The organism is Pseudomonas sp. LAMO17WK12:I10, assembly GCF_900215185.1.
Lineage (GTDB): Bacteria > Pseudomonadota > Gammaproteobacteria > Pseudomonadales > Pseudomonadaceae > Aquipseudomonas > Aquipseudomonas chlororaphis.
Window position 1 is genome coordinate 14793 of the sequence record NZ_OBDX01000040.1, and the last position, 13878, is coordinate 28670.

17 protein-coding genes are annotated in these 13878 nt (G+C 62.4%); all 17 read right to left on the reverse strand.

Annotated elements, in window-relative coordinates:
* Positions 1-45: 45 nt before the first annotated feature.
* Entirely contained in the window at positions 46-540 is a 495-nt protein-coding gene (locus tag CRO75_RS29410) for a lysis system i-spanin subunit Rz (RefSeq protein WP_097139997.1), read from the reverse strand.
* Positions 522-1085, reverse strand: coding sequence for a glycoside hydrolase family 19 protein (locus tag CRO75_RS29415; RefSeq protein WP_062823505.1), 564 nt, complete (start codon positions 1083-1085; stop codon positions 522-524). Before CRO75_RS29415 ends, CRO75_RS29410 begins: the two co-directional genes overlap by 19 nt.
* Before the next feature lie 45 nt (positions 1086-1130).
* Complete coding sequence (locus tag CRO75_RS29420) at positions 1131-1562, reverse strand: phage tail assembly chaperone (protein WP_097139998.1); 432 nt, start codon at positions 1560-1562, stop codon at positions 1131-1133.
* Between the two features lie 2 nt (positions 1563-1564).
* Complete coding sequence (locus tag CRO75_RS29425) at positions 1565-2305, reverse strand: hypothetical protein (RefSeq protein ID WP_097140000.1); 741 nt, start codon at positions 2303-2305, stop codon at positions 1565-1567.
* 72 nt (positions 2306-2377) lie between these two features.
* Positions 2378-2863 carry a phage tail assembly chaperone gene (locus tag CRO75_RS29430; protein WP_110402634.1) on the reverse strand — a complete coding sequence of 162 codons (486 nt, stop codon included), beginning with the start codon at positions 2861-2863 and terminating at the stop codon, positions 2378-2380.
* A gap of 2 nt (positions 2864-2865) precedes the next feature.
* Positions 2866-3786 carry a phage tail protein gene (locus tag CRO75_RS29435; protein ID WP_097140002.1) on the reverse strand — a complete coding sequence of 307 codons (921 nt, stop codon included), beginning with the start codon at positions 3784-3786 and terminating at the stop codon, positions 2866-2868.
* 165 nt (positions 3787-3951) lie between these two features.
* Complete coding sequence (locus CRO75_RS29440; RefSeq protein ID WP_097140003.1) at positions 3952-4443, reverse strand: phage tail assembly chaperone; 492 nt, start codon at positions 4441-4443, stop codon at positions 3952-3954.
* Positions 4443-5363 carry a hypothetical protein gene (locus tag CRO75_RS29445; protein ID WP_097140005.1) on the reverse strand — a complete coding sequence of 307 codons (921 nt, stop codon included), beginning with the start codon at positions 5361-5363 and terminating at the stop codon, positions 4443-4445. The genes CRO75_RS29440 and CRO75_RS29445 overlap by 1 nt, the downstream gene beginning before the upstream one ends.
* A gap of 107 nt (positions 5364-5470) precedes the next feature.
* Positions 5471-6112, reverse strand: coding sequence for a hypothetical protein (locus CRO75_RS29450; protein WP_097140008.1), 642 nt, complete (start codon positions 6110-6112; stop codon positions 5471-5473).
* Between the two features lie 4 nt (positions 6113-6116).
* Complete coding sequence (locus CRO75_RS29455) at positions 6117-6971, reverse strand: hypothetical protein (RefSeq protein WP_097140010.1); 855 nt, start codon at positions 6969-6971, stop codon at positions 6117-6119.
* Positions 6972-6982: 11 nt separating this feature from the next.
* Positions 6983-7582: a putative phage tail protein gene (locus tag CRO75_RS29460; protein WP_097140013.1), complete on the reverse strand. Its 600-nt coding sequence runs from the start codon at positions 7580-7582 to the stop codon at positions 6983-6985.
* On the reverse strand, positions 7570-8610 hold the full coding sequence (locus tag CRO75_RS29465) for a baseplate J/gp47 family protein (protein WP_097140015.1): 1041 nt from the start codon (positions 8608-8610) through the stop codon (positions 7570-7572). Before CRO75_RS29465 ends, CRO75_RS29460 begins: the two co-directional genes overlap by 13 nt.
* Positions 8600-8998 carry a phage GP46 family protein gene (locus CRO75_RS29470; protein ID WP_009047315.1) on the reverse strand — a complete coding sequence of 133 codons (399 nt, stop codon included), beginning with the start codon at positions 8996-8998 and terminating at the stop codon, positions 8600-8602. Before CRO75_RS29470 ends, CRO75_RS29465 begins: the two co-directional genes overlap by 11 nt.
* Positions 8998-9507: a phage baseplate assembly protein gene (locus tag CRO75_RS29475; RefSeq protein WP_009042427.1), complete on the reverse strand. Its 510-nt coding sequence runs from the start codon at positions 9505-9507 to the stop codon at positions 8998-9000. Before CRO75_RS29475 ends, CRO75_RS29470 begins: the two co-directional genes overlap by 1 nt.
* 64 nt (positions 9508-9571) lie before the next feature.
* Entirely contained in the window at positions 9572-10612 is a 1041-nt protein-coding gene (locus CRO75_RS29480; protein WP_097140017.1) for a phage baseplate assembly protein, read from the reverse strand.
* A 3-nt stretch (positions 10613-10615) separates the two neighbouring features.
* On the reverse strand, positions 10616-11854 hold the full coding sequence (locus tag CRO75_RS29485; RefSeq protein ID WP_009042425.1) for a DNA circularization N-terminal domain-containing protein: 1239 nt from the start codon (positions 11852-11854) through the stop codon (positions 10616-10618).
* Positions 11841-13793 carry a phage tail protein gene (locus tag CRO75_RS29490; protein ID WP_097140019.1) on the reverse strand — a complete coding sequence of 651 codons (1953 nt, stop codon included), beginning with the start codon at positions 13791-13793 and terminating at the stop codon, positions 11841-11843. The genes CRO75_RS29485 and CRO75_RS29490 overlap by 14 nt, the downstream gene beginning before the upstream one ends.
* Positions 13794-13878 lie beyond the last annotated feature (85 nt).

Here is a 13878-nt window from a genome sequence, read left to right on the forward strand (position 1 = left end):
ACACGAGCGATACGCGCTTGCAAGGCACGGAGCGGATCAAAATGTTTAGCGGTTCAACGCCCTGACGTAGGCCTGACACGCCTGCAGGGCGATCAGTCCCTGGTCGCCGGCATCGGTGATACCGATAATTCGTTGAGCATGCGCCGGGTCAAGTCGGGCTCGCGGGGCTCCATGAACCACGCCGGGGGGGGGGGGGGGGGGGGGGGCAGGCACCGGGCAGCCGCCGGCGCTGTCATCGGCGGCGAGGAGGACTGACAGGCGCAGATCAGCAGTGGCAAGACGGTCGCGCAGGCGACCTTGATCACGTTGTGCATCGTTCAAGGCTCGGTAATGGGTTTGGTCGCTGGCTTGCAGCTGTTGCTCCAGGTTCAGCTGACTCAGCGCTTCGCCGTGCAGCCTGGCCTGCTCCGCCAGTTGCCGGCCAAAACGCCACGCCTGGACCTGCCAGGCCAGCGTCCCCGCGACGCCGGCCACCACGGCCAGCAGCACGACGACAGCCATTGCCCGGGAAGACAGGGGCATCAGGCCGAAGGCTGGCATAACACCTCCCGCGCCCGCGCCCAGAGTTGCAGGCGGTCCTCCAGCCCGTTCAAGCCGCCATTGATACGACGGGTGATGCTGTTGAACTGGTCGCGGTCGGCCAGTTCGTTAAGACCGTTCTGCTGCCAGAACCAGGCGGCCGACTCGGCGGCCCACTGCGGCTGTTCCAACAATTCGGGCAACGCCAGCAAACGCTCGTCGCCGAACAATCCGAGGCTGCATTGCCGGTAATTGTCGCGACCGGTGACCTGGATCAGACCACGGCCGCGGTATTTCTGGCCGTCGCCATCGGCCTCCGGGGTATTGCCCAGACGGGCCGCCAGGCTGCCGGTGTCGTATTTGCTCAGGTACTGGTCATTGCCCAGCTCCCGCACATAACGCAACTGCCCCGACTCATGACCGACCTGCGCGAGGAAGGCGGCCATGCGTTTAGGCGTGTTGATATGGCGGTTCAGCATGGCAGTGTTAAGCGCAGAAACAAAAACGCCCGCTTGGGAGCGGGCGTTGGGCATGATGCGTTGAATCATTTCAAGGGTGACAGGCATTTCACTCTACCTCCTCTGCGTCGAGGACGTTCGGAACAAACAGGGTCATTTGTGCTCCTGGAGAACACTTTCAAGCCAGGCTGGCTCGACAGGTCGATATTCATCATCAGGAAAGTCGACAGCTGAAGGCCAGTCCCGCAACGCCTGCCTATAAGTCAGAAGCTCCTTGAACTGCTCGGTATTCAGCGTCGTCCCTTCGCCCATTTCCAGCTCTTCGTTATCACGAATAACCAGCCACTGAGTCGACTCCAAAATCTTGTTACGCCAGGCCCTTTCAACCTCAGGAGTATTTTGGGATGCCGAGGAAATACGCTCGGGAAAACCTTTGCTATTCAGGGATAAAACAGTACCAGGCAGTGCCTCTATTACCAGTGACTCATAGTCTTTATCACTGATCACGAAGGCATCTACTGGAATATTTTTCCCGTGCAGTTCTGAGTTGTAGAAACCGAAAGTTTCGGGAGAAAAGTAATACATATTCAATACCCTATGCCAATAACCCGCGCGGCGATAGTTTGCGACGGCCAATCGGGGCAACGCACATTAATCCCGGTAAGGCTGCTCGCAACCGAAAGATTGCAGACCGTTAGAAAGGTTCCAGAAGCTGTTCCTTCATGAGTGGCAACTGCAAGAAAACGCGCATTGGGAAATGCCAGAGGCCAAGGGTTGTACTCACCGTAGCCATTATTGGCAGTCTGACTTGCACTCCCCGTGATCCATTGAATGATCAGGCCGCCCATCCATGAAGGAAAAACAATGTACCCGGAAGCCCCCACTCTTATCAGAAAGCCCAATCGAAGCTTTTTAGGAGTCACGACAGAAGTGTCACTTGCACCGGCATTGACTTCCGCCTGCGAAGCCACTTTGGCAATACCTGCGATAGACTCCGTTGCCTGGACCAACTTCTTGGCAATAGCCTGAAACACGCGTAATGGCGACATGGTTTTGGCAGTATTGATTCCGGCCTCCGCCTCTTCCTGAGTAGCCAGATTTTCACTTTGTTTCTTTGAAATCAAAGCAGAAATCGCCGCTTTCAGTTGCGAATTGTCAGACTCATTCGGCGTATCCCCTGCTGCTCGAATAACCTCCAGAACTTCCTGTGTAACAGCATTCCCCCAATCAGCCGGAATCAAAGACCCTGGCATACCCGTGAGGGGATTTTCATCGACAAACTTTCCGTTTACCAAACCGGCACTAGGTACACTCTTTGGGTAGTCCACTGTCTAGCCCTCATACAAATTAAACATAAAAAACTTCAGCATTCGGCAAAACCCAATACAGAGTCGACAAACTCAAACGGACTCGGTCATCTGCACCGGCTTTCTCACCCTCTTTCTTTTCACCGTCGCTCCTGTAGTGCCGGAAGTCATTCGCAGCACGGGGCGATCTGCGGCGGCAGGAAACTTTCGTGATTTTGGCCAGCTGCGCAAATCGCAGCGATAGGCTTGCAGGGCGTTGTAGTCGGCATCGGACAAAGTGGTGGCGGCTTGAGACTCCAGTTCATCGCGGTGCCGGGCGACCAGCGCATCGGTCTTGAGCAACTCCGAGTCACGCCAGGCGCGCTCAATTGAAACTAATTGTTCAGGCGAGGGACCGGCAGGGTCGACAAGAATGGGCGCACCGTTGTCATTGGCCACAATCCGCTTGCCCACGCCCTGCCCGGCAAAGAGTTCGGCATATTCAGCCTGGCTGATTTCCACTGCGCCTTCTGGCGGGGCCTCGCTCGCAGAGGCGACAACATCGAAGCCGAGGGTTTTCGCAAAGAAATAAATCTTCATGGTTATCGCCCCCAAACCAGTACGCGACCAGATATGCCCGAGTTCACTCTGATGGTTCCACCAACCTCGACCCATCTGGCCCGGGCGACAGCTGTTGACGTGCTCGATGACGTTACGTCGAATGACCAGACGGTAACGTTGCCTCCCCAGCCTGGCGGATGACCTTCATCAGCGATGCCTCCCAATATGGCATTGGGAAACTTTATGGGCAGCGACAGAGACATGACCCCATTGGCATCGGTTCCACCCATCGCCCATTGCATGATCAGCCCGCTCGGGTACTTCTGATAACCCGCCGTCGACAACTGAGCCCCATACAATGCTGAGTACTTGAGGCTAGCCGTACCATAAACGGTCCAGACTCCCCACTCCCGGACCAGATTCGCACTTTCACCACTGCTCATCACAATGGAGTTCAGATAGTTCCCTTGTGGACTGATCTGCGCACCGCTCTTGCTAGCCACGGTCACCTGCGCGCTACTACGACAATGCAAGCTGATCGTCGCGCCATCTGGAACAGTCGAGACATCCGGCAGGGTGACGGTAAAGGCGGTAGTCCCACCCAGGCCGATGGAACAACCGACATCGGCAATGGTCAGTTGCGTGCTTTCCGATATTCCTCGAGCGCTGGAGTAATTACCCAGCGCGCGCTGTACAAACTCTGGAGTAGCGACCGACCGACTCACGTCAAAACGAGGAGGTGTAGAAAAGAACGTTGGACTGCGTAATGCGCCCAGCAGTTGATCATTCGCCCCCTCGTCTGGCGTCATGCCCGCCGCCTGAACTACGCCGAGAATTTCCTGGGTAACGCTATTCCCCCAACTTGCCGGAATAAGCGAACCAGGCGTGCCGGCCAGCGGGTCTTCATCAACAAACTTTCCATTCACCAGCCCTACACTGGGCACACTCTTTGGATAATCCAAGGTCTTGCTCCTGATAATAAATTCTGTTGGCCCACCTGCGGACCGGGGTCATGCAGCGGCCAACTGCGCGCAAAAAAAACGCCCGCTTGAAGCGGACGTTTTTATTGATGAGCGCAATGCAGATAAATACGCTGCTGATCTATTTGAAATAAACGCAGCACTCGATCAATCAGCTATCTGAAAAAAACTCACTGACCACTCTGGAATCGGCGGACGGGCGGTCATTTCGGGAAAGCTATCGGAGGCGGGCCAATCGCGCAGTGCCTGGCGATACTCGAGCAACTCCAGATACTGTTTCGCCGTCAGCGTCGTGCCCCGTCCCAGCTCCTGTTCATCACGATGGCGGGTTACTAGCCATTGGCTGTCCGTCAACACGGACTGGCGCCATTTGCGCGCCTGCTCCGGAGCATCCTCGTCAGTCGCCTTGCCCCGTACTTCGGAAGCAAACGCCACTGCTGCCGCCACGTCCACCACGGGGGAAAGCGGCGCAACCTGTTCGGGAAGGTGGATCGGCTTCCCCAGCTCAACCTCGACACCCTCAGGGACAGCGACCATCGAACTGAGAAAATCCGCGGCAAACAGCTGGGAAATCATGAAGCTGCCGGTCTCGATCAGCTCGACGACAACGTCGTCTTCGACTCGTGCATAGAGGGCCATTATTCGTACTCCCAGATTTCACAAAAGGCATTGCCGCCGGCGCCACTCACATATGAAGCAGATGGATTGCTCGAGCAGCTGCCGCTGCCGCCGGAACCTCGTTGTCCCGCATTGCCATTGCCATTCACCCCGTTGAAGGGGCCGCCGCCATCGAATGGACTGGCAGCCCCCCATCCGGAAAGCAGGCCCCAATTGGGATTACTCATCGCATAACCGCCCGTTGCACCGCGCGCATTGGCAAGGTTGCCACCCGTTACGACTTGGCCCCCCATACCGCCCTGGACAAATCCAGGGGTGTTCGACACGAAGGTCAGAATCTGCCCCCCTCCTCCCCCAGCGGCGCTCATGAGGCTGCCAAACGACGCAGCGCCTCCCGCGGCCCCCGCACTGGTTCTAGCGGCCCCACCGGCACCCAATGTGACGGGTACACCCGCCAGCATTTCCGGAGTCACGTCGTAAAGACCCTCCGCATAGGCACCAGCCCCTCCGCCACCGCCCAGGCTTTGATAAGTGGCCGCTACCGGCGGACAGCCGGCACCTGAGCCTCCCGCACCGACCAGGCGGACCCGAATACGTCTGGCCTTGGGGTTGGGGCGATAGACTGTGACGCCAACGGTGTCGAACTGCTTCACCGCCAACAGACGCCCACCGGCATCAGTGATGCCATATCCACTCAAGGTGGTTGGGGTGTTCTTCAGTTTGGTGAAGTCGACCAGTGCGGCAATCGCCAGCGCCAACTGGTCGTTTTTCGCTTCCTCCGGCACCAGACCGGCAGCCTTGATGACATTGAGGATTTCTTGCGTCACCCCGTTGCCCCAGGCAGCGGGAATCAGCGATCCCGGTGTGCCCGACAGAGGATTCTCATCGACAAACCAGCCATTGACCAAGCCAACGCTGGGTACACTTTTCGGATAGTCCATATCATTGCCCTGCGATCCCCTTGTTCAGGGAGCCTGTGCGAAAAGCCGCCCACGTTGCAGTGAGCGCCTTAGCATGTTTACGAAAGACAGGCCTGACAAAGACCTGATCAGTTGCCGGCAACCTTGCGAATCGCCTCAATCGCTGCCTCGCAGGCGTCTTTCGCAGCTTCCTGCTTGCCCTTGCTGGCCTGAGCCCGGATGCGTTCTTTTGCCTGCAAGCGCAGCGTACGAAGTGCGAACAGCTTGCTGTTGAGCTCGGCGGCCTTGGCGAGAATCTGGTCGGCCGCTTCCCTGGCGGTACGGCCTTTCACTACCCAGGCGCTTACCGCAAGGGGCACTGCTTTTTTCGGGTAGCCGGCCTCTTTGAACGCCTGGGCGTCGCTGGCGGCCTGGGCATACTCCGCGGCCTTGAGCGGATCGCCACTGATCATCTGCCGGGCGGTGTCAGCCTCTGTGTCCACTCGCCGGCACAGTTGTTCCGCCTCTTGCTCCGCGGCTGCCGCGGCCTGCTGGGAGTCCAGCGCCCACTGGCTGCCATCCCAGTAGTGAGCGGCAGAGGGTGGGGGAACATCGACCCGGGTCAACTCGCCATCCAGCACGAAATGCAGTGCGTCTTTGCGCTTCCATTGTTCGGTAGTGACCGGTAGTACCTTCATGGTCGGCGCAGGCGCGGCATAGGCGAATTGATCGAGATCCTGCCAATCGATGACTGTTCCCGAGGTCACGCAATAAAGAATCTGTTTGCTCATGTTTTCACCACTCGATCAGCATGAAACCGGGTACGCCATTGCCGCCAGGCTGGGCAAGTCCGGTACCCGCGATGTAATAGCCTCCCGCGCCGCTGCCACCCGCGCCATAACCGTAAGCGGGCTTTCCTGCTCCCCCAGAGGTCGTGCCTGACCTGGGGATACCGCCACCAGCCCCGAATGGTCCGCTGGCCCCGGCCCCACCCACACCGGCAACGGTATTGGACGAGACATCCGTCGCATCTCCGCCCTCCGGAAAACCCGCCCCACCCTTAGCGCCAGGGACATAGCCAGAAAGATTGACCCCAGACCCTCCTCCACTCCCGCCAGACAGCGACAAAATCGCCCCCGCCGAGCCGACCAGCGTGTTACCACCACCGGTGGCGAGAACCGCCGCGCTGGCCCCCACCCCGGCCGCCCCGATCACCACGGGAATGACCTGTCCCGGCGTCACGGAGACAGGAAAGCGGATAACCGGCTGCCCGGCACCACCGCCACCACCACCGGAAGCAGTCGCACTCGTGCCTCCCGGGCACGCCCCACCCCCGCCCCCACCCGCACACCCACTCAACCAGAGCTTCGTCACGCCCTCCGGCACGGTGAAGCTGCCATTGGCGGTGAAGCGCTGAATGCCGAGCCCCGCGCTCTTGCGGCTGATGCTGCGAATCGCGCTCAACAGCTGCGTCAGGTTCGCCTCGCTGGGCGTCAGGTCGGCCGCCGTGATCACGGCCAGCAGTTCCTGGGTCACCCCATTGCCCCAGTCCGCCGGAATCAGCGAACCCGGGGTGCCGGTCAGCGGGTTCTCATCGACGAACCTGCCATTGACCAACCCGGCACTGGGCACACTCTTCGGATAATCCATCGGTCTATCCCCTAGTCATAATTGATATGCACCCGCGTATGAGCCGGTGCGCTGCGGTGGATCTGGCATTCCAGGGCCGAGCCCGGGTTCATGCCGAAACGCTCGCCCCAGTAACTCGCGCCAAAGCGCCGGCCCAGGAGCAGTCGTCCACCGGTGTTGAGCGTCCACATGAATTGCGCCTGCCAGGTGCCAAAATGCGCTTGGCCAAACCGCGCGCGGCCCATGCGCGGGGCTTCGAGCTCGGTGATGGTGGCGTTCGGATAACCCTGGCTACGGGCGATCTCGATGTAGTAGGCGAGCGCCTGGCTGCCGACGGCCAACAGTCGCCGGCGCACCGCCAGACGGCGGTCGTCGAACAGCGGGGTCGGGCCCAGGCAGGGGTCGGGCAGGTTCATCACCCGCTCCCAGTCCGGTACCAGTTCGCTGGCACCGGCCGGGTCCATTTCGTTGAGCAGGTCGGCGGCGCGGGCGTCGAGGCGGGCCAGTTCCTGGGACACGCCTACGAGCACCTCCTCGAGCTCCGGCACCCGCTCCGGGTCCCAGGCCGGGCCGCTGGGCAGCAGGCTGCGCAGCTGGCTCTGGTATTGCGCGGCGGTTCTTACTCCAGCCATACGCAACCTCCGAACGTCAGCAACTGGTTACTGGCGGCGGGAACATCCGCGGCCGGCGCGCTGAGCCGATGATCGTTCTCGCCGGCGGCACTGCTGATGGCCTCGCGGATATGGCTGATCAGCAAGGTGTCGCCCAGGCCGGCCTCGCGGTTGTGCAGATCGCGCAACTGGGCCTCGACCGCCGCGCGCACCGCGCTGGTGTCCGGCGACAAGCGCAGGCTGTAGGTCACGGGCGCCTGCTGCGGCGCCAGCACATGCAACTCGGCCGTCACCGGGCGCAACGGTTCGATGTAGGTCTTTACCTCAGCCAATTGCTCGGCATTCGGGATCGGTTGCGCATCGTCGTCGCGCATCACGAACAGACCCACGGTGCCCGGCCCCAGGTAGCTGCCTCGGCACCAGGCCCGGGTAATCCCCGGGCACTCCAGCGCCCAGGTTTCATAGTCCTGGGCCGAGCCGCCGTGGGGGATGATGCGGTAGGAGCGGATCACCCGGGCACGCAGCGATTCCAGGCTTTCCGCGGCGACGCCACCGCTCAGGCCGGGGGCGAGCACGGTGAAGGTATTGCCGATGCCCTGGATCGGTTGCACCGGGATCAGGTTCAGGCCGGCCTCGGCATTGCCCAGGGTGCCGGCGTCGAGGGCCTGGACGGTGGTGCTGTTGCTGCCGGCGCTGGTGGTGCGGGCGGCGGTGACTTTGTAGGTGCGGCCGTCACTGGCCTGCAGCAAGGTATCGACGTCCAGCACCGCGCCTGCCGCCGCCGTGAAGCTCACCGAACCGCTGGCCGCCTGGGCGGCCTTGCGCGGCTGGTTGAGGCGCAGCGCGGCGATACGTTCCAGGGTCGACTCGTCGGCCTTGTCCGGCAGGATCTGATCGGCGATCCAGTCCAGGTAGCCGTAGAGGCCATAGGCGGCGCCACCGAGGGTACGGGCCAGCACTTGCGCATCGGACTGGCGCAGCGCATCGCTGGCCAGGTCGCTTTGGGTGCGCTTGATCAGCACCGGCAGCGAAGGGGTATCAAAGGGCATAGGTCACCTGCCAACTGTTATCGGGGTTGATGTCCAGGCGTTCACCGTTGGCCAGGACCAGCGTCGTGCGCAGGTTCAGGCGCTGGTCGTCGAGACGTTCGCTGATGATCTCGACCGCGCTGCAATGGCCATCGTCGATCAGCCATTGCAGGGCTTCGCGGGCATAGAACTCGGCGTCGAGCTGGGTCTGGCGGGTCAGCTTGACCCGCCGCAGCAGCCACAGCCGCGAGCCGATGCGGTCGTCGGCCACGGTGGGAAAGCTGTCGCCCCACCAGCCGAAGCGCTCCTCGTCATCCAGTGGGTCGTCGTCCGCCGCGCGACGCCAGGTGAACAGGCTGATCAGCACGGCACGGGTCAGTGCGCGGTGCAGGTCTTGGCTGATAAACATCATTGGCCTCCCGCCGGCGCGCCGGTCTGCCCGCTACCCGACTGCACGCCGCCATGCACGTGCTGGATCTGGCTGATGCCACCAGCGACCTGGTCGCCCTGGGAGACGATCTTGCCGGTCTGGGTCAAGGTCGGGGTGTCGATATGCACCGCGCTGCTGGCGCGGATATTGAGGGTGGCGGTCTCGATGTCGATGATCCGCCCACGCTTGAAATGAATCTTGTCGCCTTCGTCGGTGTAAATCGCCACTTCGCCGGGGGCCAGGGCCTTGAGGCGAAAACGGCGGTCGGCGACCACCAGCACGATGGCATGGGAGCGATCGCCGCCGAGAAAGGTGGCGATGCCTTCGGCGCCGGCCAGCGGGTTGCTGGTGAAGCCGTAGGGTTCGAAGTGCTCCATGTCGTCGTTCACTTCGCCGGCGGTCAGGCGCATTTGCAGCGATTGCAGTTTGTTGGCCGAGTTGGCGAGCACGACGGTGCCGCGCGCCAACAGCCGTGTCAGTAGGCTCATGGAAATGTCCTTGGCGGCGAAGCCTGCGCTTTGCGCAGGAGCGACTCCTGCGGATAAGGCGGCATCAGGTTTTGGGGGGCACGGGACTGGCGTCGAAGGTATGGGGCGGCGCCACCTGCAGGGTGGTGATCGAGCCCTGCTCGGAGAGCGAGTAGGTGACCTTGGAAATCAGCAGGTCCTGGTCGAAACCCAGCACCGGGTCGATCACCCGCACCAGGGTGTTGTGGCGCCACAGCTCGCCGTTGCTCTGGCGCCAGCCCTGCACCTTGTAGGTGCTGGTCAGGGCCTTGCCGGTGCGAATGGCGCTTTCCCAGTCGGCCCGTTGCTGGGCCAGCTCCTGGGTCAGCTGGGCTGGTTCGTTGATCACCGTGACCCGCTTGCGCTTGGCCGTGCCGTCGCTGGCCACGCCCGACACTTCGCTGACCGCGGCGCCGCTTTTCTGGTCGTTGCCCTTGTGCTGGCCGATCACCCGGTACTCGGAAAACACCTGGCTGAAGTCCATCGACGCGCTGGCCGAGAGGATGTTCTTGCCCAACTCCAGCACATCCACCGCGCGCCCGCCGCTGCCTGGCCGGGCCAACAGCACCCGGCCTTCGGCGTCGTCGGTGGAGAACACCCGGAACAACGTCAGCAGGCGGTCGATGGACTGGAACACGGTTTCCCCGGGCACGATGCTGTGGCTGCTCAACCGCGTGGTTTCCGCGATCTCGCTGACCACCCCGACGCCGTAGGACGCGGCCAGGGCCTGGACGATTTTCAGCAGGCTCTGCTCGCGCCATTGGCCGGGCTGGTTGATCGCCGCGCAATCCACCAGGTCCTGAGTCAGGGAACTGCCCTCGATGCTCAGGCCGATCTGCCGACCGTCATAGCTGATCGGCGCCTTGAACACATGGCCGCTGAGCAACAGGTCGGCGCCGATGCGCACCTGGCACTTGGCGCCGGGACGGATGCGCTGGTCCAGCGTCTGCCCCGGCCATTGCCAGGTCACGTCGAGCTTGAAGGTGCGAAACTGCCGCTCCAGGTCGGCGCTGATTTCCACGCTTTTCCAGCCGCCGTAATCCTGGCCGTCCACCGTCAACAGAACCCGGTTATCGAAGTTGCCCATGGCTCACTCCCCCGCGACTTTGACGTTGGTCGGCGGCAGGAAACCGGGATGGGCCACGCCGTTGCGCTGCTGTACTTCGGCCGCCCGAGTGGCATCGCCGAACAGCCGATAGGCGAGCACCACCGTCGGCAGGCTCTGCATCGGGTTCTTGACCACCAGCCGCACGCCGGACGAGGCCACCGCGGTGAGGTGGCCGTAGACCAGCTGGCGCAGGCCGTTGAGCACCTCGTAGTGCAGGGCGTCGGCTTTTTCCGCGGCCTGCCAGATCGCCTCGTTGATCGCGTTGCGCAGCGCCAGCACCTCGTCGGCCACCGGCACTTCCGCGCGGGTCACCGGCTGGATCGCCTGCTTGGCCAAGGACGGTGTGCCGCTCAGCTTGACCGCCGGGGTCGCCACCGGCAGCGAGGCCACGGCCTGGGCAATCCGCACCAGCACGGCGTCCTGCACCAGGTCGGCCATGGCTTGCGCCGCGGCGGTGGTGTCCTTGCCGGTGGTGAGTTTCGGCGTGTCGATCTTCTTCACCGCCTCGACCTGCTGCGAGACATTGGCCAGCACGCCGCGGTAACCGTTGCGCGCATAGTCCTTGAGGTCCTTGATGTCCCCCAGCAAGCCCTTGAACTCGGCGCTCACTTCCTTGGGCAGGTCCTTGATCGCCCGCACCAGCAGGTTGAGATCGCGGTAGGTGTCGATCAGCGGCTTGAGCTCCTGCTCGATGGTCTGGTAGACCTCCTTGAGGCTGTTGCGCAGGTCGGCGATGCCGATGCGCGCGGCCTTGACCAGGGTCATGGCCTCCTCGAAGCGGCGCACCGCCGAGCCGATAAGGCTGTCGGCCGACACCAGCAACAGCTGGCGGGTGTTGACCGTGGCGCTGGGGAACTGCAACGGCTGGTCGGGGTAGAACTTCAGGGTGAAGGTCACCAGGCCGCCGTCCTGGCGGCTCTGGGTCATCTCGCATTCGCCGACCTTGACCTGCAGGCGCCCCAGCCACGGGTGCACCAGTTCACCGCTGCCCTGCTCCAGCGCCTGGAGCAGCTTGTCGCGCTGCTCCAGGCAATCGGCACCGACGATGAACGCCGTCAGGTCGTGGGTCCGCGCCTGCCGCCCCAGGCTCTCGTAGAACGGCAGGTCACGCTGCGGGTACTCGTGCAACTGGCCCTTGTGGCCGACCGGGGTTTTCGCCTGGTCGACCCAGAACCCGACGCCACGAAACGACGCCGGCAACAAACGATCACGCCAGCTCATTGGAACCTCCTAGCGAAAGTGAGCGGTAGCCGACACGCGACGACAGCGCCACGCCGGGTTGGTTGATTTGCGGCGCACTGGTACGCAGGCCCGCCGGGGCGTTTTCGAAGCTCACCGTCAGCCCGCCCTGCAATTGCGTGCGGTTGTTGGCCGCGCTCTGCTGCAGCAGCGAGGTGGAGCTTTGCGGCAGGCCGGAGGAAAGCGCCGAAGAACCCGGCGCCGGCTGGCCACCACCGAAGAACGCCGGCGCCAGCGCGCCTTTGCCTTCGGCATTGGTTTGCCGCTGCGCCTCGGTGAGGTTTTCCACCTTGCCGGTGACGCGGGCGACAAAACCGGCGAAACCACCGTCGAACAGTTCCCTGATCGGTGCGATCACCGCCTGCAGCCGTTGCCACAGGCCGCTGAACCATTCGGTGATCGGCTCCCAGTTCTTGATGATCTGCCCCAGGGGCGACCACTCGAACATACCGCGCATGAATTCGATGGCCGGCGCCGCCAGGGCTTTCAACACTTCCCAGAGGGCCGCGAACACATCGCTGATGGGCTGCCAGTTGGCAATGATCTGCCCCACGGGCGACCACTCGAACAGGGTGAAAAAAAAGTCCTTGATGACCTGCGCCGCGCTTTTCAGGGTGGCCCAGATGGCGTCGAAGTAGGTGCTGATCGTGCCCCAGTTATTGATCACCATCCCCAGTGGCGAGGTGTCGAACAACATGACGAAGAAGTCCTTCACCTGTTGCGCCGGACCTTGCAGGCCGGCCCAGAGCGAGGCGAAGTAAGCGCTGATTGCGCCCCAGTTGTTGATCACCAGCCCCAGTGGCGAGCTGTCGAACAGCCCGATGAAGAAGGCCTTGACCCGCTGCGCCGGACCTTGCAGGCCGGCCCAGAGCGAAGCGAAGAAGCCGCTGATCGCGCCCCAGTTGTTGATCACCATCCCCAGCGGTGTCCAGGCGAACAGGCCTTTGAGGAAGTCCATTGCCGGAACGGACAGCGCCTTGAGCAACTCCCACAGCGCAGAAAACAGGCCACTCAGGGGCGTCCAGTTTTCAATCACCAGCCCCAGCGGCGTCCAGGAAAACACCTGCTTGAAGAAGTCGACCACGGACGCGGCCATCGTCTTGAGCTGTTCCCAGAGGCCGGCAAAAAAGCCGGTGATCGCTCCCCAATTGGCGATCACCATTCCCAGCGGGGTCCAGCCGAAGACGGTCTTCAACCCCACCATCAGTTGCGCGGCGGCGTCCTTGATGCTTGCCCAGAGGGTGACAAAAAACGCCGACAGCGGCTCCCAGTTGGCCACGATCAGGCCCGCCGCTACCGCGATCCCCAGGGCGATCAGGCCGATGGGCGAGGCCAGCAGGCCGCTGCTGAACAGGGTCACGGCGGACGAGGCCAGGGTCATGGCGCCGCGGATCGCGGTGAAGGCCAAGGCGCCGGCGGCGAGGCCCTGGACCAGCTGCGGGTTGCTTTCAATGACCTTGGCCACAAAGCCCAGCAGCGGTTGCACGGCGGTCACTACCGAGTTGACCGCCGGCAGCAGCGCTCTGCCGAACTTTTGCGAGATGTCGTCGACGCTGTCGCTGAACGCCTTCAGGTTAGTGCCCGTCTCGCCCAGCACATCCTTGGGCGGTTCGATGCCCTGCGCCACCAGCTTGGCCCGCGCCGCCTGGTTCTCGAATTCGATGGCGGAATTGACCCCCGCCACGAAAGGCGCGGCCAGGCCACCGCCCTTGATCAGGCCGGAAAAATCCAGCCCGCCCAGGCCGCTGTCTTCGATGCTTTTCTTGAAGCGGCTGACTTTCGAACGCACCTCGCCCAGCTCGGCGTCCAGTTTCTGCATGCCTTGCATGACCACCAGCATGTTCACCGTGGTCTGCACGTTGGTCACGCTCAGGCGCTGTTTGATGCTCGTCTGATTCAAGCTTTGATTGATGTTCACCATCACTGCACCTGCTGCATCGCATTGATCCGTTGCGCGTGCTCCAGGGACTCCCGGAGCACATCCAGTGGCCTGGCCATCATCTGTT